23 protein-coding genes are annotated in these 24128 nt (G+C 66.4%); 7 read left to right on the plus strand and 16 right to left on the minus strand.

The window, feature by feature from the left end; translation table 11 throughout:
- Window positions 1-112: 112 nt before the first annotated feature.
- Entirely contained in the window at window positions 113-2713 is a 2601-nt protein-coding gene (locus FB460_RS13135) for an alkaline phosphatase D family protein (RefSeq protein WP_211345799.1), read from the plus strand.
- A gap of 247 nt (window positions 2714-2960) precedes the next feature.
- On the opposite strand, the gene FB460_RS02675 is transcribed toward FB460_RS13135, so the two are convergent.
- From FB460_RS02675 to argG, 6 genes are all read right to left on the minus strand, one after another.
- Window positions 2961-4427, minus strand: a complete 1467-nt coding sequence (locus FB460_RS02675) for a 2-hydroxymuconic semialdehyde dehydrogenase (RefSeq protein ID WP_211345800.1) — start codon at window positions 4425-4427, stop codon at window positions 2961-2963.
- A 42-nt stretch (window positions 4428-4469) separates the two neighbouring features.
- Complete coding sequence (locus tag FB460_RS02680) at window positions 4470-5267, minus strand: 2-keto-4-pentenoate hydratase (protein WP_142092559.1); 798 nt, start codon at window positions 5265-5267, stop codon at window positions 4470-4472.
- 78 nt (window positions 5268-5345) lie between these two features.
- Window positions 5346-5768, minus strand: a complete 423-nt coding sequence (locus FB460_RS02685; RefSeq protein ID WP_211345801.1) for a GlcG/HbpS family heme-binding protein — start codon at window positions 5766-5768, stop codon at window positions 5346-5348.
- 138 nt (window positions 5769-5906) lie between these two features.
- Window positions 5907-6821, minus strand: coding sequence for a catechol 2,3-dioxygenase (locus FB460_RS02690; protein WP_142092560.1), 915 nt, complete (start codon window positions 6819-6821; stop codon window positions 5907-5909).
- A 68-nt stretch (window positions 6822-6889) separates the two neighbouring features.
- Complete coding sequence (locus FB460_RS02695; RefSeq protein WP_170209923.1) at window positions 6890-7204, minus strand: 2Fe-2S iron-sulfur cluster-binding protein; 315 nt, start codon at window positions 7202-7204, stop codon at window positions 6890-6892.
- Between the two features lie 340 nt (window positions 7205-7544).
- Complete coding sequence (gene argG, locus FB460_RS02700; protein WP_142092562.1) at window positions 7545-8960, minus strand: argininosuccinate synthase; 1416 nt, start codon at window positions 8958-8960, stop codon at window positions 7545-7547.
- Between the two features lie 192 nt (window positions 8961-9152).
- On the opposite strand from argG, the gene FB460_RS02705 reads away from it, so the two are divergent.
- On the plus strand, window positions 9153-10862 hold the full coding sequence (locus FB460_RS02705) for an ATP-binding cassette domain-containing protein (RefSeq protein WP_142092563.1): 1710 nt from the start codon (window positions 9153-9155) through the stop codon (window positions 10860-10862).
- Between the two features lies 1 nt (window position 10863).
- Here FB460_RS02705 and era read toward each other — a convergent pair whose 3' ends face one another.
- Genes era through FB460_RS02725 form a run of 4 tightly spaced genes read right to left on the minus strand, consistent with a single transcriptional unit; the run spans window position 10864 to window position 14574 of the window.
- Window positions 10864-11820, minus strand: coding sequence for a GTPase Era (gene era, locus FB460_RS02710; RefSeq protein WP_142092564.1), 957 nt, complete (start codon window positions 11818-11820; stop codon window positions 10864-10866).
- A 17-nt stretch (window positions 11821-11837) separates the two neighbouring features.
- The gene (locus FB460_RS02715) at window positions 11838-13172 is read right to left on the minus strand and encodes a hemolysin family protein (RefSeq protein WP_142092565.1); all 1335 of its coding nucleotides are present in this window, start codon (window positions 13170-13172) and stop codon (window positions 11838-11840) included.
- Complete coding sequence (gene ybeY / locus FB460_RS02720; RefSeq protein WP_142092566.1) at window positions 13169-13627, minus strand: rRNA maturation RNase YbeY; 459 nt, start codon at window positions 13625-13627, stop codon at window positions 13169-13171. The genes FB460_RS02715 and ybeY overlap by 4 nt, the downstream gene beginning before the upstream one ends.
- Window positions 13624-14574 carry a PhoH family protein gene (locus tag FB460_RS02725; protein ID WP_142093319.1) on the minus strand — a complete coding sequence of 317 codons (951 nt, stop codon included), beginning with the start codon at window positions 14572-14574 and terminating at the stop codon, window positions 13624-13626. Before FB460_RS02725 ends, ybeY begins: the two co-directional genes overlap by 4 nt.
- A gap of 190 nt (window positions 14575-14764) precedes the next feature.
- Between FB460_RS02725 and FB460_RS02730 the strand changes: the two genes are divergently transcribed.
- From FB460_RS02730 to FB460_RS02740, 3 genes are all read left to right on the plus strand, one after another.
- Window positions 14765-15493, plus strand: coding sequence for a queuosine precursor transporter (locus tag FB460_RS02730; RefSeq protein WP_425466952.1), 729 nt, complete (start codon window positions 14765-14767; stop codon window positions 15491-15493).
- Window positions 15494-15611: 118 nt separating this feature from the next.
- Window positions 15612-16331 carry a toxin glutamine deamidase domain-containing protein gene (locus FB460_RS02735; protein WP_142092568.1) on the plus strand — a complete coding sequence of 240 codons (720 nt, stop codon included), beginning with the start codon at window positions 15612-15614 and terminating at the stop codon, window positions 16329-16331.
- A 14-nt stretch (window positions 16332-16345) separates the two neighbouring features.
- Window positions 16346-16633, plus strand: a complete 288-nt coding sequence (locus FB460_RS02740) for a hypothetical protein (RefSeq protein WP_142092569.1) — start codon at window positions 16346-16348, stop codon at window positions 16631-16633.
- 9 nt (window positions 16634-16642) lie between these two features.
- Here FB460_RS02740 and FB460_RS02745 read toward each other — a convergent pair whose 3' ends face one another.
- The 6 genes from FB460_RS02745 to hrcA all read right to left on the minus strand — a co-directional run bounded on the left by FB460_RS02745 (window position 16643) and on the right by hrcA (window position 22347).
- Window positions 16643-17665, minus strand: a complete 1023-nt coding sequence (locus FB460_RS02745; protein ID WP_142092570.1) for a nucleoside hydrolase — start codon at window positions 17663-17665, stop codon at window positions 16643-16645.
- A complete protein-coding gene (tgt, locus tag FB460_RS02750) occupies window positions 17662-18942 on the minus strand; it encodes a tRNA guanosine(34) transglycosylase Tgt (protein WP_425466953.1) in 1281 nt (426 codons plus the stop codon). Before tgt ends, FB460_RS02745 begins: the two co-directional genes overlap by 4 nt.
- Window positions 18939-19262 carry a hypothetical protein gene (locus tag FB460_RS02755; protein ID WP_142092571.1) on the minus strand — a complete coding sequence of 108 codons (324 nt, stop codon included), beginning with the start codon at window positions 19260-19262 and terminating at the stop codon, window positions 18939-18941. Before FB460_RS02755 ends, tgt begins: the two co-directional genes overlap by 4 nt.
- Before the next feature lie 141 nt (window positions 19263-19403).
- Complete coding sequence (locus FB460_RS02760) at window positions 19404-20138, minus strand: 16S rRNA (uracil(1498)-N(3))-methyltransferase (RefSeq protein WP_142092572.1); 735 nt, start codon at window positions 20136-20138, stop codon at window positions 19404-19406.
- On the minus strand, window positions 20135-21295 hold the full coding sequence (dnaJ, locus tag FB460_RS02765) for a molecular chaperone DnaJ (protein WP_142092573.1): 1161 nt from the start codon (window positions 21293-21295) through the stop codon (window positions 20135-20137). Before dnaJ ends, FB460_RS02760 begins: the two co-directional genes overlap by 4 nt.
- 2 nt (window positions 21296-21297) lie before the next feature.
- Window positions 21298-22347, minus strand: a complete 1050-nt coding sequence (hrcA, locus tag FB460_RS02770) for a heat-inducible transcriptional repressor HrcA (RefSeq protein ID WP_142092574.1) — start codon at window positions 22345-22347, stop codon at window positions 21298-21300.
- Between the two features lie 194 nt (window positions 22348-22541).
- Here hrcA and FB460_RS02775 point away from each other — a divergent pair, with 194 nt between their 5' ends.
- Both FB460_RS02775 and FB460_RS02780 read left to right on the plus strand, forming a co-directional pair.
- Window positions 22542-23264 carry an MBL fold metallo-hydrolase gene (locus FB460_RS02775; RefSeq protein WP_142092575.1) on the plus strand — a complete coding sequence of 241 codons (723 nt, stop codon included), beginning with the start codon at window positions 22542-22544 and terminating at the stop codon, window positions 23262-23264.
- A gap of 47 nt (window positions 23265-23311) precedes the next feature.
- Window positions 23312-24073, plus strand: coding sequence for a hypothetical protein (locus FB460_RS02780; RefSeq protein ID WP_142092576.1), 762 nt, complete (start codon window positions 23312-23314; stop codon window positions 24071-24073).
- The last annotated feature ends 55 nt before the right edge of the window (window positions 24074-24128 follow it).

Raw genomic sequence — 24128 nt, forward strand, 5'->3', positions numbered from 1 at the left:
GTTGTGTTCACCCACGACTTGACGCTCCGTTACCCAGCACGGTCACCCTGTCGTCATTGACGCCCAGCGCGCCACGCCCACCCCAGTACGCGATCCCTCCGGAGGGAATCCCATGAATGTCAGCCGTCGATCCTTGCTCGGGGGCTCGGCAGCCGCCGCTGCCGGCACGCTCCTGCCGATCCGAACCTTCAGCCGTGAGGCCGCAGCCGCACCGGCTTCGGAGGGCACGTTCGGCTATGGCGTCGCCTCCGGTGACCCGACCGCAACGTCGGTGATCATCTGGACGCGCGCCACCCCCGCGCCGGTGGACGGCGTCGTCGCCGCTCCCGGCTCCGGGCTGGGTGACCCGGTGCGGGTGCGGTGGACCGTGTGCAGCGATGAGGAGATGACATGCCCGGTCGCCTCGGGTGAGGTCATGACCGATGTCGCCACCGACCACACGGTGAAGATCGACGTGACCGGCCTCGATCCGTACACCCGGTACTGGTACCAGTTCTCCACCGACAGTGATTCCAGCATCGTCGGACGCACGCAGACCGCCCCGGACGAGCCCGGCGAAACCCATGCGCTGCGGTTCGCGCAGGTGTCATGCGCCAACTACACCGGCGGTTACTTCACCGTGTATCGCGCACTCGCCGAACGCGACGACATCGACTTCGTACTGCATCTGGGCGACTACGTGTACGAGTACGGCAATGCCGATGACCGCTACGGCCCTGACGCGCTCGCCGGGGACCGTGACCATGAGCCCGACCGCGAGATGCGCGAGCTGGAGGACTACCGCCTGCGCTACGCCCAATACCGGGCCGACGCCGACCTGCGCCAGTGTCATCAACGTCACCCGTTCATCACGATCTTCGATGACCACGAGATCACCAACAACGCCTGGGCCGACGGCGCGGAGAACCATCAGGACGGCGAGGGCGACTACGCAGCACGGATGGCCACGGCCCTGCAGGTGTACCAGGAGTGGATGCCGATCCGTATGCCCGAGACCGGCGACCAGGCTGCTCCGCATCAGGGGCTGCAGTTCTTCCGCCGGTTCACCTTCGGCGACCTCGCCGACCTCTCGGTGGTCGAGACCCGCCAGAATCGTTCCGAGCAGGTCTCCTCGTTCGTGCTGGTGGGAACACCGGAGGTCAATGACCAGCTCAACGACCCCGATCGTCACATCATGGAGCCCGAGCAGATGCAGTGGCTCAAGGACGGCATCACCACGCAGCGTTCATGGCATCTCGTGGGCAACCAGGTGATGGTGTCGCCGCTGGGCTGGCCCGGCCAGTACCTCGGGCTGGCACAGGGCTCGGTCGCGATCAACGGCGATGCATGGGACGGATACCGTCACGACCAGACGCAGCTGCTCTCCCACATGGCCAGCCAACCTCTGGAGAATGGAGACACCGTCATCCTCACCGGTGACATCCACTCCACGTGGGTGGAGAACCTCGTCGGCGACCCCGGTACACAGATGGATGGCACGGTCGAGAAGGCCGGTGCGGTGGAGGCCGACCCCACCGCACTGGTGGACCAGCCCGAGGGCACCGAGGTCCAGCCCAAGAACAGCAGCGAGCTCGGGCTCGAGGTCCAAGAGGGCCAGATCATGACCACCGCCGCCGACGCCTCGATCCCTCCGGGCGTATCGGTACCGCTCGCCAGCCAGACCCCCGAGCCGACACGGCTGGACGGTGGCGCGCCCGCCGGCGTCGAGTTCGTGTGCCCGTCAGTGACCAGCGATGGTTTCTACGAGATCGTCCGCGGCATCCTGCAGGGGCCGCTGCTGAGCATCGGTGCGGTGGAACTCGCCGGCGGCATCCTCAAGATGCTGAACCCGTCCCTGGAACATTTCGATGGCATCGGCCACGGATTCGCCCTCATCGACGTGACGCCCGAACGCGTGCAGGCGGACTACCACTACCTGCCACGTCCCCGGATCGACTACCCCGACCCGCGCCTGGATGATTCGGCCACCACCGCTCACGCCTCCTCGTGGCAGACGCTCGCCGGCACTCGTGAGGTGATCGCGGCCGACTCCCCCGTGGGTGAGCGCTCCGATGAACCACGGATCGCCGAGTGCGTGGTCCCGAGCCAGACCCCGACGCCCAGCGAAACGGCCACCCCCAGCCATACGCCCACCCCGAGTCATACGCCCACCCCCAGCCATACGCCCACACAGTCCCCCGAGCCAAGCGTCACCATGAACCCGACGCCCACCGGTGATGCCGCACCGATCACGGCCGCCCCGACGGCAAGCAGCACCCCTGCACCGACCACACCAAGCGGCACCCCCGTGCCAACCACACCAAGCGGCACCCCCGCGCCAACCACACCAAGCGGCACCCCCGCGCCAACCACACCAAGCAGCACCCCCGCGCCAACCACACCAAGCAGCACCCCCGCGCCAACCACACCAAGCAGCACCCCCGCGCCAACCACACCAAGCAGCACCCCCGCGCCAACCACACCAAGCGGCACCCCCGTGCCGACGCTCGACCCCACCGGCGCCCCCATCGCGTCCGCCACACCCACGCCGGGGCCGACGACCGCTGCAGGTGGTGGCCGTCTCCCGAGCACCGGCGGCCCCAGCGGCACGCTGGCCTTCGGCGCCCTCGCCGCCACCACCCTGGGCGCTGGGTTGATCGCCCGGCGCAACCGGCTGGCCGGACGCCGCCAGGAACACGCCGATGTGCAGGAGCGCACCGACGAGTCCGAGTGAACGAGCGCCCCACCTCTACGTTGTGCCGCGCAGACCCGGCCCAACGTAGAGGTGGGGCTTGTTGAAGGCTCAAAACGACGATCCCCGCACCTCTGATGTCAGGGGTGCGGGGATGTAGGGGACTGCGGGATGCCAAGGACCGCGGGATACCAAGAACTGCGGGATACCAAGAACTGCGGGATCGCGCGGTGTCAGGCGTCGAGCCTCCGGTCCTCGGCGCACCGAAGCGCGCCGAGGACCAGAACACTCAGTACTTGATGCAGATGTTGCTGGTCTCGGTGTAGAACTCGAGGCCGTGCACGCCGCCCTCGCGTCCGATACCGGACTGCTTCATGCCACCGAAGGCAGTGCGCAGGTCACGGAGGAACCAGCTGTTCACCCAGATGATGCCGGCTTCGAGCTGGGGCGCGACGCGGTGCACGCGGCTGACGTCCTGGCTGAAGAAGGTCGCCGCGAGACCGTACTTGGTGTCATTGGCGAGCTTGATGACCTCATCCTCGTCGGTGAACGGGATCAGCGCGACGCAGGGGCCGAAGATCTCCTCACGCGCGGTGCGCGAATCGTGTGAGAGGCCGGTCCAGATGGTCGGCTGCACCCACGAGCCGCCGTCGCGCTCGTCGTCGAACTTCGGTGCGCCACCGCCGGTGACGACGGTCGCGCCCTCCTCCTCGGCGAGCTTGTAGTACGACAGCACCTTGTCGCGGTGCTCGTCGGAGACCACGGGGCCGAAGTTGGTGGCTTCGTCATCGGGGAAGCCGTAGTGGAGGTTCTCCGCGGCCTCCTTCAGCCGGTCACGGACCTCGTCGAAGACCGATTCGTGCACGTAGACACGCTCGGTGCCCAGGCACACCTGACCGGTGTTGAGGAAGCAGGAGCGAGTGAGCTCCTTGATGGCGAGATCCAGGTCGGCGTCCTCGAACACGATGCCGGGGTTCTTGCCGCCCATCTCCATCGACGAGGCCTTCAGAGTGGGGGCCACGGCCTCGAGGATCTTCGAGCCGGTCACAGTCTCACCGGTGAAGGTGATGCCGTCGACGTCGGGGTGCGAGGTGATCATGGCGCCGGTGTCACCGTAGCCGTGGACCACGTTGTAGACGCCCTCGGGAACGCCGACCTCGTTCATGACCTCACCCAGCAGGGTGGCGGTCGACGGGGTGACCTCCGAGGGCTTGACCACGACGGTGTTGCCGCAGGCCAGGGCTGGCCCGACCTTGAAGGTCATGAGCAGCAGCGGGAGGTTCCACGGCGAGATGACGCCGATGACGCCCCGCGGGCGACGGATCATCATGTTGTGGGCGCCGCGGCCGTCAGGGGTGTCGAACTGGAACATCTCGGTTGCGTGCTCACGCAGCGACTCGGCGAACGACTCGAAGTTCGCACCACCGCGAGGGATGTCCACGTGGCTGGCGACCGAGTACGGCTTGCCGGTGTCGAGCACCTCGGCCTCGAGGAAGTCATCGAAGCGACGACGGATCGCGGCGGCGATGTCCTTGACCATCTCGACCCGGGCGTTGGTGGTCAACTGCCCCCAGGGGCCCGAGAGAGCGGCGCGAGCGGCGGCGACGGCCGCGTCGACCTCGGCCTGTCCGGCAGTGTGGGCCTTCGCGGTCACCTCACCGGTGATCGGGTAGAGCACATCGAAGGTGTTGCCGGTCTCGACGTACTGTCCGTTGATGAAGTTCGGGAGATCTCGAACGGTGATTTCCTTGCGCACAGTTCCTTCTTTTCCGTAGACGCTTGAGGGGATGGCCGGTACTCAGTTGGCGGGCTCGTCGCCGCCGTCGATGGTGAACTCGCCGAGGGTGGAGAACTTCACCTCGGTGCGGCTGTTCGGCGGGGAGAACACGGCGTCGGTGATACCACCGGTCAGCACGATCATGCCGGGCTCGATCGCCAGGCCACGGCGGGCGAGATCGTTGGCGGCAAGGGCGAGGGCCTCACCCGGGTGCCCCTGCACGTCCTCACCGGTGCCGGTGTGCTGGAGTTCTCCATCGCTGTGGACTTCGACCTTCTCGGCCAGCAGGTCGACATCCTCGACGGCGAAGTCCTCATCACCCATGACGAAAGCACCGGAGGAGGCGTTGTCGGCGATCACATCGCCGGCCTTGAACCGGAAGTTGCGGTAGCGCGAGTCGATGACCTCGGCTCCACCACGGATGCTGCCGACAGCGGCCATGGCGCTCTCCCGCGTGACCCCCGGGCCCTCGAGCCGGTCCTTCATGATGAAGACGATCTCGGGCTCGATACGCGGATGGATGAGCTTGGCCTGCGGCACGGGGGCACCGATCTCCATGACCATGTCGTCGGTCAGCCACGCGACGAACGGCGCGTACACCCCCATGCGCTTCTGCTTGGCCTCACTGGTGAGTCCGAGCTTGACGCCGATGAGCTTCTCGCCGCGGGCGAGGCGCTTCTCGAGGTTCGCGTCCTGGATGCGGTAGGCGGTGTCGACGTCGAGTTCGGGCCACTCGTCGGTGAAGGGTTCGCGATCACGACGCTCGGCCTCGCACGCGAGGAGTTCCTCGGCGACGCTCTTCTCATCCCACTGGGCCATGTGTTCCTCCTGTACAGACGCCGGCCCGTCGCCGGCGATCGGAAATCGTTGGGTCGGATGTGGTGGGTGGACGCCGGGTCACGCCACGGCGTCGGCGCCGGCCTGGGCCACTGCGGCGTCCTGTTCGGCGCTTCCGCCGGAGACGCCGACGGCACCGACCACCTGGCCGTCGACCTTGACCGGGACACCTCCGCCGAACAGCACGAGTCGGGGACGGTGCGGGAAGCTGAGGCGCAGTTCGTCCTCACTGTTGACGACGTCGAAGAAGTCCTGCGTCGACATCTTTCCGAAAGCCGCCGTCCAGGCCTTGTCGATGGCGATGGAGCTGCTGACGAGCATGGCATCATCCATGCGTTCGAACATCAACAGGTTTCCTCCGGCGTCGCAGATCGCCACGTTCATCTTGGTGTCCAGCTCGATGGCCTTGGCGATGGCGGCGTCCATGGCGGCGCGGGCACCGGCTCGGGTCAGTTGGGTCTGCGGACGAACGAGGTCGGACACGTGGGCTCCTTACGCTGGGCGTGTTTCAGTGGGCGGGCGATCAGGTGGGTTCTGTTGTGCCGGCTCCGGGATGAGACCGGCCGAACCCGATGTGCCCATCCGTACGGGGATGGGCACATCGGGTCGGTGGGGCGTCGATCAGGTGAGGACCGTGGTGAAGCGCTCGTTGAGCTCACGGTCGTGGTAGAAGATGCCCTTGCCGAGCTGGTCGGCGGTCCAGATGATGCACGGGCGGTCCGGGTAGGCCATGTAGCCACCGGCGAAGACCTCGTTGCGGTTGCCGGCGGGGTCGAAGAAGTAGACCGTCTTGCCACGGGTGATGCCGTGACGTGTCGGGCCGACGTCCTTCGACACATCGTCCATGGTGAACAGGTCCGCCGCACGGAGCACCTCGGCCCAGTCATCGAGCTGGAAGGCGAAGTGGTGCAGCTTGCCCTGCGGGCCACCGATGACAGCGAGCTGGTGGATCGAGTTGCTCGGGGTCATCCACACGCCCAGGGTGTCGGCGTCGTCATCGAGGGACGACATGACCTTCTCGGCGGTGTAGAAGTCGAAGACCTCGGCGAGGAACTTCTCCATGAGACCGACGTCCTCACAGGTGAGGAGCGAGTGGTCCAGTCCGGGGACGCCGACGCCCACGAGGTGACGCGGGAAGGCCTCGGGGTTGTGGGTGCCGACCTCAAGGCCCCACGAGGTCATTTCGTGGTAGATCTCGAAGACGTGGCCCGACGGCGGGTAGACGCGCAGACCGTCGCCGACCTCGGCCACCTCGCCGGCGCTGAAGCGCTCGGTCTTGGCACCGAAGTCCTGTGCCTTCTTCTCGATACGGTCGATGTCTTCGAGGTACTGGACCTTGAATCCGTACTTGACGACGCCGACACCGCCCTCCTCGAGCACGACCGAGTGGTGATCCCACTCATCCCAGCCCTTGTACCAGACCTTGCCATCCTCGGCGTGGGTCTCATACAGACCAAGGGTGTTCGCGTAGTGGTTCTTGGCCTCGGCCAGGTCGGTGACCCGGGTGTGGATGTATCCCATGCGCAGGATGCCCATTACCTACTCCTTTGTTGTGAGCATTTCCATCGACTGTGTCGTGACCACGGTCATCGACGTCAACCGGTTCAGGAAGCCGGTGGATGCAGCAGCGGGTTCGTCACCCGCAATGCTGACTTGAGCAGGGCGATCCTGACATCACCCTGAGGGACGGCGCGGCAGCCCAAGCAGACCCCTTCGCCCCTCTCCTCGGTATTCAGAGCACTCTCGGCGATGGGCCTGTTGTGCTCGATCTCTCCTTCCAGCACCTGCACCTTGCAGATGCCGCATCCACCACGACGGCAGCCGACGAGAAAGGTGTACCCGTGTTTGTTGAGCGCGCCCATGATGGTGTCGTCCTCCCCGGCGGGGATCTCGACGCCGTTCGGCTCGACTCTGATCACAGGTGGTCTCTCCTCGAACTGCACTGTCCTGATGAACTTGGCCCCGGATCACAGCGTGACCTTGGACCGAGCACGAGGGTCGCTCGCCTGACCCGCATGGTTGAAACCACGCCGCCAACAGCGGCCCTCGTGCCTGCACCGTATCGTTGACCTCGACAACGCCACAACGAAATCCAAGGCACCCTAGGCAATCCCTAGGGTTTTGTCCTAGCGGGAACCCGGAAAGGTGCCGCGTGTCGAAACGATGGGCCCGGCCAGGTGGCCGAGCCCATCGAGTGGTCGTATGTGATTCTGCCCCGCTGGATGCCGAGAGGGAACCCTGCGGGGAGTACGGGAAACCTCAGTCGGTGCCCAGATCGAATGCCGCCCGGTCCAAGGCCTCCTGGTCGTCGTCCGGGCCGCCACCGCCGGCGATCGCACGGGCGCCACCGGCCTCCATCTCACCCATCAGCTCGGCGGTCTGGCCACCGACGATGCCCTGCTGCGCGTACTGCTCGAGGCGCGACCGGGAGTCGGCGATGTCGAGGTTGCGCATGGTGAGCTGTCCGATCCGTTCCACCGGGCCGAACGCGGCGTCGCCGACGCGCTCCATCGAGAGCTTGTCGGGGTGATAGCTCAGGGCGGGGCCGGTCGTGTCGAGGAACTGGTAGTCATCGCCCCGACGCAGACGCAGCGTCACCTCACCGGTGATGGCCGAACCAACCCAGCGCACGATGGATTCCCGAAGCATGAGCGCCTGCGGATCCATCCAACGGCCCTCATACATGAGGCGGCCCAGACGGCGTCCTTCGTTGTGGTAGTTCGCGATCGTGTCCTCGTTGTGGATCGCGTTGACCAGACGCTCGTACGCGATGTGCAGCAGTGCCATGCCGGGCGCTTCGTAGATGCCTCGCGACTTGGCCTCGATGATGCGGTTCTCGATCTGGTCGGAGGTTCCCAGACCGTGGCGTCCACCGATCTCATTGGCCTTGAGCACCAGGGCGACCGGTGAATCGAAGGTCTCGCCGTTGATGGCGACGGGGCGTCCCTGCTCGAAGGTGACGGTGACGTCCTCGGTGGCGATCTCGACGTCATCACGCCAGAAAGCGACACTCATGATGGGGTCGACGAGTTCGAGCCCGTGGTCGAGATGTTCGAGTTGCTTGGCCTCATGCGTCGCGCCCCAGATGTTGGCGTCGGTCGAGTAGGCCTTCTCCTGCGAGTCGCGGTACGGCAGATTGCGTTCGCCGAGCCACTGGCTCATCTCGTCACGTCCGCCGAGTTCCTCGACGAACTCGGCGTCGAGCCACGGCTTGTAGATGCGCAGGTTCGGGTTCGCCATGAGGCCGTAGCGGTAGAACCGCTCGATGTCGTTGCCCTTGTAGGTGGATCCGTCGCCCCAGATGTCGACGGAGTCCTCCTTCATCGCGCGCACCAGCAGGGTGCCGGTGACGGCGCGTCCCAGCGGCGTGGTGTTGAAGTACATCTTGCCGCCCGAGCGGATGTGGAACGCACCGCACTGCAGCGCGACCAGGCCCTCCTCCACGAGGGGCTCACGGCAGTCGACCAGTCGGAAGACCTCGGCCCCGTATTCCTCGGCGCGCCCGGGCACCGAGGCGATGTCGGGCTCGTCGTACTGGCCGATGTCTGCGGTATAGGTGCAGGGAACAGCGCCTTTCTCACGCATCCAGGCGACTGCCACGGACGTATCGAGGCCACCGGAGAACGCGATACCGACGCGCTCCCCCACGGGAAGACTGGTCAAGACTTTGGACATGGTCCAAGACTAGGGCTTCCAGCAGCATGCTGCGACGCCGGTCACGCAGCGGTCGCGTTAGAATGACCGGGTCCTGTCGTCGACGGAAGTTTCGATCGTGGAGAACGCACCTCTCGCCCACATCCGCTGAGCGGTCCGGCGTCCGAGGCCACTTTGGCCGACGCGTCCGCTCGCCCTTCGAGAGGACGCTCCATGCCCACGATCACCTTCACCGACGTTTCCTTCACCTGGCCCGACGGCACCGCCTGCCTCGCGCCCTTCAGCCTCAGCCTCGACGCCGGTCTCCACGGCGTCATCGGATCCAACGGCACCGGCAAGACCACGCTGGCCCGGCTCGTCACCGGTGACCTCCGCCCCAGCACCGGCACGATCTCGGTCCCTCGACCGCTGTGCGCGCTCGCACAGGATCTCGGGTTACGCCCCGACGCCACGGTGGCCGACCTCCTCGGCATCACCGAGACACTCGAGGCATTGGACGCGGTCGCTCGCGGGGACATCGACCCTGCTCTGTTCGACGTGATCGGTGACGACTGGGGCGTCGAGGAGCAGGCACGATCCGCGCTGGACCGCGCGGGCCTGCGGCGGATCGCCAGCACCGAAGCGGGTCTTCGACGTCCCATCGGCACACTCTCTGGTGGCGAAGCGGTCCAAGTCGCGCTGGTCGGCATCGAGATGCGCCGACCAGCGGCCCTCCTTCTCGACGAACCGACGAACAATCTGGACGTCGACGCCCGACGGCGTCTGGGTGAGCTGCTGGAACGCGAACGCGGCCGTATCCCGATTCTGGCGATCAGCCACGACCGTTCCCTGCTGGATGGGTGTGATTCGATCACCGCGCTCACCCCGTCCGGACCAGCGCGTTCCCGATCCGACGGCATCACCACACCGATGGGGGCCACGGTCACGATGCGTCCGGGCGGCTACGCCGAGTGGGCCGAGGAACGTGCGGCCGCGGCGGACCGTGCCGAGCAGCGTGTCCGAGCGGCGAAATCCAGCCACGCCACGGAGAAGCGCCAACGCATCGCGCACGAGATCAAGCAATCCCGTGACGAGCGTCGCGGAAGGTCGTTCCATGCGAGCAAACGCGAGCCGAAGATGGTGATGAACCTGCGCAGGCGTGCCGCCGAGCAGTCGGCAGGCGCGCTGCGCGGGACCATGCAGAACAGGGAGATGCGGGCTGCCGAGGCTGTCAAGCAGGCCGAGCTCGAGGCTTGGATCCCAGACGCCGTTCACATCGAGCTGCCCGACACACAGGTTGCCCCCGGCCAACGGGTTCTGGAGCTGGATCTCGTGGGATGCCCGTCCGATGATCCCGAAGCGCCACCACTCGCCAGCGAGATCATCCACCCGATCATCAAGGGCCCCGAGCGGTGGCGTCTGGCCGGATCCAACGGTTCGGGCAAGACCACTCTCCTTCGAGCCGTCATGGCCGAGGGCCAGGTGGAGGCCACCCACAGGGTCGTCGCCCGCACCGATCGAGTCGGGTACATCGCCCAGACACCGGCGATTCCGGACGCGTCGACACTGCTCGAAGCCGTGCGTGACGCCAACCCGGGTGCCGAGGAACAGTGGCTGCGCGATCAGCTCGCCCGTCTCCTCTTCCGTGGGGACAAGGTCTTCGCCGCCCCTGCAACCTTGTCAGGAGGTGAGCGTTTCCGCGCCGCCGTGGCCATGACGCTGTTGGCATCACCTGCCCCGCAGCTCCTGTTGCTCGATGAGCCGACCAACAACCTCGACATGGACACAGTGGACTGGCTCGTCGATGTCATGGCCCGGTACGAGGGCGCGTTGATGGTCGTGACGCATGATGACGACGTCGCCGAACGACTCGGGCTGACCAGAACCTTGGACCTCGATCTGGTGGCCCGAGCCGTCGCGCCGGGCGGCTCAGAAGCCCAGTGACTCAGAAACCCAGGCGGTTGAGGTGTTTCGCGTCGCGCTGCCATTCCTTGAGCACCTTGACGCGGAGGTCCAGGTGCACGGGGGTGCCCAGCAGGGCACCGATCTGGCGGCGGGCGGCCTGGCCCACCTCTCGCAGGTGCGAGCCGCGGTGGCCGATCATGATGCCCTTCTGCGATTCGCGTTCGACGATGAGGTTGGCGAACACATCGACGAGTGGTTTGTCCTCGGGGCGTCCTTCGCGCAGGCCCATCTCCTCCACCGTCACGACGATGGAGTGCGGGAGTTCCTCCCGGACGCTATCCAGTGCGGCTTCTCGGATGAGTTCCCCGACGAGTCGTTCGGTGGGCTCATCGGTCACATCGCCATCGGGATAGTAGGCCGGGCCTTCGGGGAGGCGGTCGATGAGGCAGTCGGCGACCACATCCACCTGGTGTCCCTCGGTGGCCGAGACCGGAACGATGTGCTGCCACGTCAGCCCGATTTCCTCCTCGAGCTTCTGGATGCTCAGCAGGTGCTCCCCCAGCCGTGTCGGCCCGACGAGGTCGGACTTCGTCGCGATCGCCACCAGTTCGGGGACCCTGCGCAGTTTCAGGATCTCCCCCAGCAGGTACTTGTCGCCTGGACCGACGCGTTGGTCCGACGGCAGGCACACGCCGATCACGTCGACCTCGGCCCAGGTCTCCTGCACCAGATCATTGAGGCGTTCACCCAGCAGCGTCCGCGGCCGGTGGAGTCCGGGGGTGTCGATGAGCACGAGCTGGGCGTCGGGACGATGGACGATGCCGCGCACCACGTGACGCGTCGTCTGTGGTTTGGACGAGGTGATCGCCACCTTCTGCCCCACGAGCGCGTTGGTGAGCGTCGACTTGCCGGCATTGGGCCGACCCACGAAGCTCACGAAACCCGACCGGAACCCCTCGTGTCGTTCACCCGGGCCGTTCGCAGTGGTCTTGTCCATCGTTCCTCCAGTCCTTCTCAGCGGGTCGCTCGGGCGTCCGCCGCGTCACTGAGCATCTTCGCAGCCGCTTCGGTGCCGGCGTCGGTGTCGACACGCGAGGCGAAGAACGTCGTCACGCGCTGGCGCGGCCCTGCGGTGCGATCAGCGGTCAGCTCGATGCCCTCCACCTCGACGCTCGACCCACGCACCGGCATCCGTCCGAGCCTCTTGGCCATCAACCCACCCACGGTCTCGACATCGTCGTCATCGAGTTCGATGCCGAACAGCTCCCCCAGGTCATTGACCGGAAGCCGCGACGACACCCGAAACCGTCCGCTGGCAAGCTCCAGCGCCAGCGCCGCCTCGGTGTCATATTCATCGATGATCTCGCCGACGATCTCCTCCAGGATGTCCTCGATTGTCACCAGACCGGCGGTGCCGTCGAACTCATCGACCACGATGGCCATGTGTTTGCGTTGCACCTGCATCTCCCGCAGCAGGTCATCGACCGGTTTCGACTCCGGGGTCCACATGGGTTCACGCATGATGGCATCGACACGTACCTTCCCCTGCGTCCCTGCGTGGTCGTGCACGTGCTTCATCAGGTCCTTCACGTGCAGGATCCCGACCACATCGTCGAGGCCGTTCTCGGTGATCACCGGGATGCGGGAGAACCCGGTGCGCAGGGACAGGGCCATGCCTTCCAGAAGGTTCCTGCCGCTGTCGATGTAGACCATGTCGGTGCGCGGCACCATGACATTGCGCACCACCGTCTCGCCGAGGCCGAACACCGAGGCGATCATCTTGGCGTCCTCGGCCTCCAACAGGTCCGCAGCAGCGGCCTCGTCGAACACCTCCCGCAGTTCGGCCTCGGACGAGAAGGGACCCTCAGCGAAACCGTGGCCCGGTGTGACGGTGTTGCCCACCATGATCAGGACGCGCACCAACGGACCCACGACCCAGCCGATGATGACCAACGGCCACGACGCCGCCAATGCCACCGCGTCGGCGTGCTGGCGTCCCAGGGTGCGTGGCAGGACGCCCCACAGCAGGAACGACACCAGCAACATGCCTGCAACCAGCAGCACGATCGGCAACCACGACTCAGCCACGTGGGCGAACACGACGTGGGCCACGAGCGTCACGGTGATGAGCTCGACGCCGATCCGGACGAAGAGTGCTGCGTTCAGATAGGACGGCAGGTCCTCCACGACCCGCAGGAGACGCTTCGAACCTTGGCGGCCGTCATCGACGAGCCCCTGTGCGCGGGCACGGGAGAAACTGGTCAGAGCCGCCTCGGAAGCCGCCACACAGGCGGCGATGACCGCGCACACCCCGGCCAATCCGATCTGCAACCATTCGACGGTCGTCACCGCGGACGTTGCTCCTCCCACGCCGCCAGGAGACGATCCTTGAGACCGAACATCTCCTGCTTCTCCTCCGGCGTCCCGTGGTCGAAACCGAGCAGATGCAGCAGTCCGTGTGTGAGGAGGTATTCGGCCTCGGCGTCGGGTTGGCGTCCGTGCTCGGCAGCCTGACGCGAGGTCACCGCCGGGCAGAGCACCACATCGCCCAGCAGGCCCAGGGGTGGTTCCTCGTCCTGCCGCGGCGGCCGCAGCTCGTCCATGGGGAACGACAGCACATCGGTCGGCCCGGGCTCGCCCATCCACTTCTCGTGGTAGACGCTCATCACGTCCTCGCCCACCAGCAGGATCGACACCTCGGCCTCCTCGTGGATGCGCATCTCGGCCAGCACGAACCTGGCCAGTGCCACGAGCCCTGGCTCATCGGCCTCGACGCTGGATTCATTCTGGATGTCGACGCTCATCGCTTCTCCCTGGTGTTGTCTGATCGGGCGCTGTCTGATCGGGTGCTGTCGAAACGGTCATAGGCGGCGACGATGCGTCCCACGAGTTTGTGGCGCACCACATCCAGATTGGTGAGGTTGCAGAACGCGATGTCGTCGATGTCGTCGAGGATGTCCTGCACCACGCGCAGACCGGACCTCTGGCCGCCGGGCAGGTCGACCTGGGTCACGTCACCGGTCACCACCATCTTGGAGCCGAACCCGAGTCGGGTGAGGAACATCTTCATCTGCTCCGGGGAGGTGTTCTGGGCCTCATCGAGAATGACGAACGCGTCGTTGAGCGTCCGGCCCCGCATGTAGGCCAGGGGCGCGATCTCGATGGTTCCAGCGGTGAGCAGACGGGGGATCGAATCGGGGTCGATCATGTCGTGCAGCGCGTCGTGGAGCGGGCGCACGTACGGATCCATCTTGTCGCCAAGCGTTCCCGGCAGGAAGCCGAGCCGCTCCCCCGCCTCGACCGCCGGGCGGGTCAGGATGATGCGGTTGACCATCTTGGCCTGGAGAGCCTGGACCGCCTTGGCCATCGCCAGGTAGGTCTTGCCCGTGCCGGCTGGCCCGATCCCGAACACGACGGTGTGCTCGTCGATCATGTCGACGTAACGCTTCTGATTGAGCGTCTTGGGTCGAATGGTCCGGCCGCGGTCGGAGAGGATGTTCTGTGTCAGCACCTCGGCGGGACGTTCGTCGCCGGTGCGCATCATGGTGAGGATCCGTTCGACGGCGTCTGCGCTCAGTCCCTGCCCGGTGCGGATGATCGCGACCATCTCGGTGAGAACGTCGGCTGCGGCCACCAGTGCCTCAGGGTCTCCGCTGAAGGTGATCTCATTGCCGCGGACATGGACGTCGGCGTCGAGCTCACGTTCCAGGATGCGCAGGTATTCGTCGCCCGGGCCGAGCACGCTGATCATGTCGATCGAGGCGGGCACGGTGATCTTCCGAATGGTTCCGGCTGCGGCCGTCGTCTGTTGCGGTCTGATCTGTCTCTCCGTAGTGCTTGCGATGTCGTCGGTGCCGGCGATGTCGAGAAATCCGGCGGGCACCGGTGCGTCCGGGGCCGGAGTCAGACACAGTGTAGGGCGAAAGGCAGCACGACATGCCGTGGTGGGCTATCCTCCCGCGGTGACCTCGTCGAACGAATCCCGCTCACCCGCCTACGCCGACCCCGGGTCGGGCACGTACGCGATCTTGATGTCACTGCTGTGTGCCGTGGTGATCCTCTCCGGCATCGGCGCTGCCAAGGGCGTCGTATTCGGCCCCATCATCACCGATGGTGGCTTCTTCCTGTTTCCCCTCGCCTACGTGCTGGGCGACGTGATCAGCGAAGTGTTCGGTCTCAAGGCAGCCCGTCGCGCCATCTACATGAGCTTCGGCGTCAATCTCCTCGCTGTGCTCTGCTACGCGGTGATCATCGCCCTGCCGGGGTTCGACGACGACTACGGCATCGAGAAGCAGGCCGCGCTCGAGGGCGCACTCGGCCCGGTCTGGCAGGTCGTGCTCGCCGGCCTGGTGGGTTACGTCGTCGGCCAGTCCATCAACTCGGTGATCATGACGCGGATGAAGCGTCGCGATGGCGAACGTCGCCTCATCAGTCGCATGGCCAGCGCCACCGGACTCGGTGAACTGGCCGACACCATCTTGTTCTGCACCATCGCCGCCACCGCCATCGGCATCGACTCGGTGGGCCAATGGGCCAACTACACCGCCTTCGGTTACCTGTACAAGATGATCGTGCAATACGCCGCGCTCCCGGCCACTGCCGCCGTGGTCACACGTATCAAGCGCCGCGAACCCACCTACCAGGCCGCCCTGGCCGAACAGGGTCACTGACCAGCCACCTGACCCCGGAACCATCCCGGAGAATCATCAACACGGTGGAGTCGCCACCGGTTATCTTCACTCCAGCACGACTCGACGCTACAGGTGTCAGGAGCGGGGAGGGGGAAACATGCCGAAGGTTCCGACCACGGGCGGCGGATTCATCGTGAAGATGCTCAAGGACTTCTTCCGGACCCCACGCACCAGTGCTCGTGCCGGTTCAGGCCCCGAGGCCCCAGCGCTCAAAACACCAGCGCTCAAAACACCAGCGCCCAAGACCCCAGCACCCAAAACCTCGGGCAGTGGGCCCGCTCATCCCAATCCTTTCGCGCATGCGCCTGATTCGCCCCAGGCCAGGCCATTGGCCGGGGCTGAACCTCCGGAGGTGGCCGTCCGCAACGCCAATCCTCATTTCGACCCGAAGGACCCCACCGGCCCCTACAACGTGAACTGCACCAACTGTGTGGTTGCGGTCGAGCACCGGATGCGTGGGTGGGATGTTCAGGCCAGGCCCTTCACCGGTGGCCCGGCCGGACGCTTCGGTGACCCTTCCGAGGGCTGGCGGGGGCCCGACGGGAGGCCCGTGGAGCATCACGTCTATCACGAGAACGTGGGTGATGAGTTCCCCGATGGGGCGAGTGGAAGCATCTACGGTGGATGGCGCATGGGCGGTGGCCACATCTGGAACTGGAGGAAGCAGGACGGGGTCATGCAGTATTTCGACGGGCAGACCGGGCTTGCCGATGCCTCTGGATACTTCGACAATCTCGCCCCCGGCACCACGGCTCTCTATCGCACCGACGATGCCGATTGGATCGGTGATCCATCCGACTGGATCATGCCGAGCTGACCTCAGGAGGAACCTTGCTCGACCTCACCGAAGCACGCGAAAAGGCGCGCGCGTTGTTCGCCGCCAAGTCCGGTGACGGTGCAACCGACACCTTCCGGGTGCGCCTGACCGGCTGCTCCGAGAGGAATTACCTGTTCGTGGCCGAACCCGCCGACGGTTCCGCCGCGTTCGGTGGTCTCCATGCCCTGGTGGACTTGGAGTCCGGACAGATTGAGCTGACCAGCATGCCCCTGCTCATGGGCAGGTTGAACGAATTGGCTCTGGACCCGGTCGACGACGACGTGGACCCGCAGCACCCCTGACCGGCGCGGTCAGCGGAAGCTGCGCAGCGCCCGTCCCCAGTCCACGAACACAGCACCGGAGTCCACGTGCCTCACGCGTCGGGCTGCGGCCGGTGCCGGGGTGATCTCGGTCGCCCCACGAGCATCCCCCTCGATACCGACGTGTACGCCCACCAATTCGGTCTCGAAGGTGACCCTCCCTCCGATGAGCACGGCGGCCAGCAGGTCATGGACGTGCACGATGTACTGGCCGTCGTGGTCCAGGTGGAACTGGAAGTAGAACTGCAGCGCGTTCACCAGCAGCGTCAGCACCGGGAGCCGACACTCGTACTCCTCCACCTCGCCGGGACGCAGCCGTGGTTCCGGCACACCCGCCGACGAGCAGTAACCCCGCAGGTGTGCCGGGTGCATCTCGACGGTCTCGGTGATGTCGAGCCCGCACACGATCGGCAGGTCCGCTTCGGGGCGGCCCGTGAAGTGCTCGTACACGCGGGCCGCGGCGTGGGGATCGCACCAGGTGTTCCACTCGGCCCGATCGGTGGTGTTTCCGGGGTGGTCGAAGCTGCCGCCCATGATGACGATCTGGTCGAAACGTTCCACCAGATCCGGGTCGCGGTCCAGGGCGTCGGCGAGGTTCGTCAACGGGCCGGTGAGCAGCAGCGTCGTGGGTGGGACGATGGCCCCCGCGTACCCCTCGGGCGGCGCGTCGAGGGCGTCCCGCCACACCTCGAGGAAGTCGGCGTCGGCGATCCTGTCGGGCCGTTCGGGGACGTGCGCGTGGCCCAGCCCCGTGGGGCCGTGCGTCTCCGGCGTCGTGACCAGTGGGACCTCCCGCGGCACGGTGTTCCCCACCACCACCGGTACGTCGTTGACGCCGCAGGCGTCGAGGACCGCAGCGGTGTTGCGGGCGGCGAGTTCGGCGGTGGTGTTGCCCGAGACCGTCGTGCAGGCCATCAGCTCCACTCCACCGGTTCCGGCCAGCCAGCTCAGCGCGCAGGCGTCATCGATTCCGGTGTCGACATCGGCTACGACTCGCCTCGGGCCCAGATTCACGCGTCAGAGGATACTCCCGCGCGTCGCGCATGGAAACGCCCCAGGAATTCGTCTCGGAACTCGGCGAAGTCGCCGTTTTCGATGCTGGCCCGGATGCGGTCCACCAGATCGATCGTGAAGTGCTCGTTGTGGATGGTCGCCAGGGTGAAGCCGAGCATCTCCTTGGCCTTGAACAGGTGATGCAGGTAGGCACGCGAGTAGTTGCGGCATGTGTAGCACGAGCAGCCGGGATCGATCGGTTCAAAGTTGCGACGGTTCGGCGCGGTGTTGATGTTGAACCGCCCATCGGGGTGGTAGATCGCCGCGTTGCGGGCGACGCGCGAGGGCTGTACGCAGTCGAAGGTGTCCGCGCCGGCCTCGATGGCTGCGAAGAAGTCCTCGGGTTCGGAGATCCCCAGCAGGTGCCGGGGTTTGTCCTCGGGGAGTTCGCTGCAGACCCAGTCCACGATGGTGCCCAGGTTGTGCTTCTCGAGGGCTCCCCCGATGCCGAATCCGTCGAACATCTGCCCGTCGATCTCCATGGAGCCGAGGTCCCGGGCGGCCTTGCGTCGCAGATCCTCGTACTGCGCCCCCTGGAGGACGCCGAACAGCGCCTGATACGGCCGGTGGGAGCGTTCCTCGGTGAGACGCCGGTGCTCGGCCAGACAACGCTCGGCCCACAGCCGGGTGCGCTCCAGCGACTTCTCCTGATAGCCGCGGGTGTTCATCAACGTGGTGAGCTCGTCGAAGGCGAACATGATGTCTGCGCCGATCTGGTGCTGCACCCGCATCGACACCTCGGGGGTGAACCGGTGCTTCGTCCCATCCAGGTGGGATTTGAAGGTGACACCGTCGTCATCCACGACGGCGAGGCGTTCTCTGTCGGCGGCCATCGCCTCGTCGTCGGGCCCCTGCCCCGCCTCCATCTGGATGATCTTCTTGAATCCGACGCCCAAGCTCATCACCTGGAAGCCGCCCGAATCGGTGAAGGTGGGGCCGTCCCAGTGCATGAAGGCCCCCAGACCGCCGGCCTCATCGATCAGGTCGCTCCCCGGCTGCAGGTAGAGGTGGTAGGCGTTCGCGAGCACCGCCTGGGCGCCCACCTCGGCGACCTGTTCGGGGGTCACGGTCTTGACGGTCGCCTTGGTGCCGACCGCGATGAAGGCCGGGGTCCGGATGGTGCCGTGCGGGGTCTCGATGACGCCGGTGCGGCCTCCGGCGTCGGTCAGCGAGGACGTCTCGGACAGGCGCGCGCCAATGGAGAAGCCGAAACCACGGCTCTGGGCGTCGTCACTCACGTGGTGCTCCGCTTCACGTCCATCCGCACGATGTCCGATCCGATATCGGTGCACGTCAGCTCAAGCTGCGGCATCTCGACCGTCTCTCCCCGCTGACAGCCATAACTCTTGCCGCCGGCGCCGAAGAACGCCACACGACCATCGGATCCGTAGAACTTCAGATCGACGCCGAGCACGTTCACCTTGGATTCGATGCCGTCCATCGTCACCACGCACGTCTGCCCCTGGCATTCGGAATGCGTCCCATTGACCGGGTTCAACGCGATGAAGGCGACGACGACCGCCGCGAGCATCGACAACGGCAACCACACCGAACGCATCGAATCTCCTGTCGTAGCACGGGCCACCGGTCCACATCCCCCGACGGGGACTCGCCGAGTCTAGGCCATGAACGTCAAAGCCATGAGTGTCGAGGCCAGGGGCATCGAGATCAGGGGCATCGAGATCAGGGACGTCGAAGATCAGGGGCAGCGCAGGATCGCCGTGGCGGCCGCCCCGGCGGTCGAGGTGCGCAGGACGCCGTCGCTGATGCACACCGGGTGGGCGCCGACCTCGACGAAGCGGTCGAGTTCCTCGTCGGTGATGCCGCCCTCGGGGCCCACCACGAGGATGATCTCGCCCCTGCTTGGAAGGTCGACCCCGCCGAAGCCGGGTTCGGCACTCTCGTGGAGCACCAGCACCGTGACCGGTTCGGTGGCGTCGGCGACCTCCTGGCACAACTGGTTGGTGGTGACCGGCTCGGTGATCTCCGGGACGCGGACGCGCCGGGACTGCTTGGTGGCCTCACGTGCGGTGCTGCGCCACCGATTGAGGGCCTTGGCGCCGCGGTCGCCCTGCCATTTGACGATGCAGCGGGACGCCTGCCACGGGCGGATGCGCGTCACTCCGACCTCGGTCATGGTCTCGACCGCGAGCTCTGCCCGATCACCCTTGGCCAGTGCTTGGACCACGGTGATCGGACGTGCCTCGGGGGTGGCTTCGACGATCTCGTCGATGCACACCACGAGCCCGGACTTCTCGGCCTCGGTGACGGTGCCGTGCACGACGCGCCCGTCCCCGGCTCCGATCATCACCTGTTCACCGACGCCGATGCGGCGCACGACGGCCGCGTGGCGTCCCTCGCTGCCGCGCAGTTCGACGGTGTCCCCGATGTGGGGCTCGGCGGGCAGCTCGCCGAGAAACAGTGGCCTGGTCAGCGGAACGACTCCTTGATCCGGTCGAAGAAGCCCTTGCCGGCTTCGCGTTTGTGCACATCGGGCTGCGGGTCGGTCTCATCGCGGAGCTCGGCGAGCTCCTGCAGGAGCCGGGTCTGTTCGGCATTGAGCCGGGTGGGGGTGGCGACGCGGAACGTGACCCCGAGGTCGCCGCGTCCTTTCCCACGCAGATTGGGGACGCCGCGCCCGGGCAGGGTGACCCGCGTGCCCGACTGGGTGCCGGCCGGCACCTCGATGTGGGCGATCCGATCTTCCTCGGGGCTCTCGCTCCACTCGTATTCGAGCGTCTCGACGGTCACCTCGGTGCCGAGGGCCGCAGCGGTCATCGGCACCGAGAGTTCCATCTCGAGGTTGTCGCCGTCGCGGTGGAACACCGGGTGTTCGTTGACCAGCAGCTCGACGTAGAGGTCACCGGCGGGGCCGCCGCCGGGGCCGACCTCGCCTTGGGAGGCCAGGTGGATGCGGTTGCCGGTGTCGACGCCCGCGGGGATCTTCACCGTGATGTCGCGACGCGAGCGCACCCGGCCCTCACCGTCACATTCGATGCACGGGTTCGGGATGACGCTGCCGTAGCCGCGGCACTGCGGGCAGGCCGAGGTGGTGCGCACATCGCCGAGGAAGGAACGCTGGGTCTGCACGATCTCGCCCCGGCCATGGCAGACCTTGCACGTGACCGGCTCGGAACCCTCGGCCGCGCCCGAGCCCTGGCAGCGTCCACACAGGACGGCGGTGTCCACCGACACCTTCTTGCGGGTGCCGAACACCGCTTCGTACAGGTCGAGCTTGGTGCGCACCAGCGCGTCCTGGCCGCGGCGCACGCGCGAGCGGGGCCCGCGTCCGCCCTGCTGGCCGAACATGGCGTCCATCAGGTTGGTGAAGTCGAAGCCACCGGCGCCGAACCCGTCGAAACCGCTGAAGCCACCGCCGTGCTTGGGGTCGCCGCCGCGATCGTAGACGGCACGCTTGTTGTCGTCGCTGAGGACCTCATACGCCTCGGAGATCTTCTTGAACTTCTCCGCGGCATCGGCTTCGGAGTTGACGTCCGGGTGGTACTTCATCGCCGCACGCCGGTAGGCCTTCTTGATCTGTTCGGCCGTGGCGTCACGGGAGACACCCAGAACCTCGTAGTAGTCGGTCATCGTCACCCTTCGTTGAGGAATCGTCCGAGGTAGCGGGCGACGGCGCGTACCGAGCCCATCGCCGAGGGGTAGTCCATCCGGGTCGGGCCGACGATGCCGAGCGCCGCCCACGCGTCATCGCTCGCACCGTACCCGGCGGAAACCACCGATGTCGTCTGCAACTCCGTGTAGGGGTTCTCCTGCCCGATGCGGACGGTGACCTCCTCCGGCGAGGTGGACTCCCCCAGGAGCCGCAGCAGTACGACCTGTTCTTCGAGTGCTTCGAGCACCGGCCCCATGGTGGTGAGGAATTCGGGGCCGAAGCGGGTCAGGTTGGGCACTCCCCCCACCACGACGCGACGCGGGGCGCCGGTGCTGAGCATGTCGAGCACCGCACTGCCGCAGGCGGTGAGACCGGGCGCGTGGCGCGTGGCGTCACTCTGTCCGTCGTCACTCTGTCCGTCGTCACGCTGGTCCAGGAATGCCCCGAGGGCGGTGACCGCTTCGGAGACCTGTTGTCCCTCGACCACACGGTTGATCTGTTGTTTCCATTCCGCGAGGTCGTCCTCGGTGTGTGCACCGATCTCGAGCGTGCGCTGTTCGATGCGGCCGGTGGAGCTGATGGCGATCACCAGGACCCGCTCGGTGCTCATGGAGACCAGTTCCACGTGCCGCACCGTGGAGCTGTCGAGCACCGGGTACTGCACGATCGCGACCTGCTGGGTGATCTCCGCCAGCAGACGCACGGTGCGGATCACGATGTCGTCGACGTCCGCCGCACCGGAGAGGAAGGTGCTGATGGCGCGACGTTCGGGGCCCGAGAGTGGTTTGACCGTGGCCAGCCGGTCGACGAAGAGGCGGTAGCCCTTGTCGGTGGGGACGCGTCCGGCGCTGGTGTGGGGCTGGGCGATGTAGCCCTCCTCCTCCAGCGACGCCATGTCGTTGCGCACCGTGGCCGGGGACACCCCGAGGTTGTGCCGTTCCACGAGGGCCTTGGAGCCGACGGGTTCACGGCTGGAGACGTAGTCGCTGACGATGGCCTTCAGCACCGACAGCTTGCGATCGTCGACCATCGTCCCTCCCTCCTGGCTTGTTCATCGCGTGGCTTGTTCATCGCGTGGCTTGTTCATCGAGTGGCTTGTTCAACGAGACCCAGCACGTCGACATCTGGCACTCACGCAGAGCGAGTGCCAATCACACAGGGGGCCAGTGTAGCGACGTGGATCGGCTTTCGCAGTCCGCGCGCCGTCCGGACTACCGTTGTCCCATGACCTCAGGCCCTGCTTCAGACACCCCGATCATCTGGACCGAGCTCGCACGCGGCGTCCACACCTGCACGGTTCCCGGGGCGGTACCGACCACGGCGACGCTGGTGGTCGGCACCGAAGCGGCAGCACTCATCGATCCCGGCCGGAACGCGACCGATGCCGCCACCGTGCGGAACGCCGTGGATGAGGTGACCGATGCGCCCCTCACCCATGTGGTGGTCACCGGGGCCGCGCATGCCGGTTCGTTGGCCGCGTTCGAGGATCTGACGACGCTCGGGCAGTGGTCACTGACCGAGGACGCGCAGGACCACCCCGCCCCGAACAGACCCTTCGCCGGCGCCGCCAGCGTGTCGCTCGGTGACCTGTGGCTCGAGGTGGTCCAAGTCGGGGGCCGCTGTGAATCCGATGCCGTCGTGGCCATCCCGGCCGCGCATCTCGTGGTGGTCGGAGATCTGGTGGATTCCCGCGACGACGCCCTCGAAGGGCTCACCGCCGCCGATGTCGCCGAGGGCTGGCCCGATGGCGTGCACACCATGCTCGGGCTCCTGCGCCCGGCCCGTGGCCAGCAACCGGCCGACCGCGTGATCTGCAGCCGCGGCCCGGTGACCGACGCCGCAGGCGTCACGCGGTTCGGCATGGCGATCGACGAACTCTCCCACGCCGACGACCCCGCGCCGACCGACCCCGGCGGACGACCGCAGTTGCCGATCACCTTCCGATAAATTTTCGGTGAAGTCTCAGCCCGCACACGTCGACAAAGGGGGATGACGTGGATGACAGGGAATGGTTCGACCTGACGCCTCGGGTGCGCGAGCTGTTCAGCAACGGCTTGTTCGAGCAGTGGTCCATGCTCGGGGCGTGGAGCAGTGAATCCTGCACCGCGCTCACGCTACGCCGAAACGAGGATGAGCCGCAGGTGTACAGGTGGCCCCTGGACCAACCCGCGGCCGACTTCATCGACGACGTCCACCACGGTCGGGTCGCAGCCGAGTCCTTGAGCGTCGGCCCGTGGGAGCGCTCTCCGCTCCACGAACCCGCACGTCACGGGTTCTTGGATTCGTCATTGACGGATCGGATATACAGCCGGGGCCCGTGGGCTGAGTATCGCGGGCCCACCTGGGCCGAGACCATGGCTGTGTGGGTGGCGCTGTTGGGTGGTGATTTCGCCGGTCCGATCAACCCCACGCTGGGGGTGTGGATGACAGCGCCGGATGAGATCATGTTCTGCCAAGCGTTGTGGGCCACTCACGTCGGAGGCTTTGACGAGCTGTCTGACCCTTGGGGCACGGGTCATCTGTGGCAGGTGGTGGTCGAGAGGCTGGGCTCCTACGGCAACATGGCCAACCCATGGTCGCCGGACTGGGCAGGCGAGGCGATCAGATACGTCAACGAGATCGGCCCTCTCGGGCCGATCGAGGCCAACCCGGCGAGGGTCTCTGAAGCCGGGTTCTACCGCACCTACGGGGATGGCTACCCCGAGCCGGTGGAACGACTGTGCGCCCACCTGACACAACTGACCCGCCAGGGATAGGAATGGGACTGCCGCACAGCCAAAGGTCGCAGTGCTGGCCTGCACCACCTCGCCC

The organism is Propioniferax innocua, from assembly GCF_006716235.1.
Taxonomy (GTDB): domain Bacteria; phylum Actinomycetota; class Actinomycetes; order Propionibacteriales; family Propionibacteriaceae; genus Propioniferax; species Propioniferax innocua.

Coding starts and splice junctions, on each gene's coding strand:
- FB460_RS13135 (WP_211345799.1), top strand. CDS start 113: ATGAATGTCAGCCGTCGATCCTTGCTCGGGGGCTCGGCAGCCGCCGCT.
- FB460_RS02680 (WP_142092559.1), bottom strand. CDS start 5,267: ATGGCCCAGTGGGATGAGAAGAGCGTCGCCGAGGAACTCCTCGCGTGC.
- FB460_RS02705 (WP_142092563.1), top strand. CDS start 9,153: ATGCCCACGATCACCTTCACCGACGTTTCCTTCACCTGGCCCGACGGC.
- FB460_RS02735 (WP_142092568.1), top strand. CDS start 15,612: ATGCCGAAGGTTCCGACCACGGGCGGCGGATTCATCGTGAAGATGCTC.
- FB460_RS02755 (WP_142092571.1), bottom strand. CDS start 19,262: ATGCGTTCGGTGTGGTTGCCGTTGTCGATGCTCGCGGCGGTCGTCGTC.
- ybeY (WP_142092566.1), bottom strand. CDS start 13,627: ATGAGCGTCGACATCCAGAATGAATCCAGCGTCGAGGCCGATGAGCCA.
- era (WP_142092564.1), bottom strand. CDS start 11,820: ATGGACAAGACCACTGCGAACGGCCCGGGTGAACGACACGAGGGGTTC.
- FB460_RS02775 (WP_142092575.1), top strand. CDS start 22,542: ATGACCTCAGGCCCTGCTTCAGACACCCCGATCATCTGGACCGAGCTC.
- FB460_RS02690 (WP_142092560.1), bottom strand. CDS start 6,821: ATGGGCATCCTGCGCATGGGATACATCCACACCCGGGTCACCGACCTG.
- FB460_RS02725 (WP_142093319.1), bottom strand. CDS start 14,574: ATGATCAGCGTGCTCGGCCCGGGCGACGAATACCTGCGCATCCTGGAA.
- hrcA (WP_142092574.1), bottom strand. CDS start 22,347: ATGGTCGACGATCGCAAGCTGTCGGTGCTGAAGGCCATCGTCAGCGAC.
- dnaJ (WP_142092573.1), bottom strand. CDS start 21,295: ATGACCGACTACTACGAGGTTCTGGGTGTCTCCCGTGACGCCACGGCC.
- argG (WP_142092562.1), bottom strand. CDS start 8,960: ATGTCCAAAGTCTTGACCAGTCTTCCCGTGGGGGAGCGCGTCGGTATC.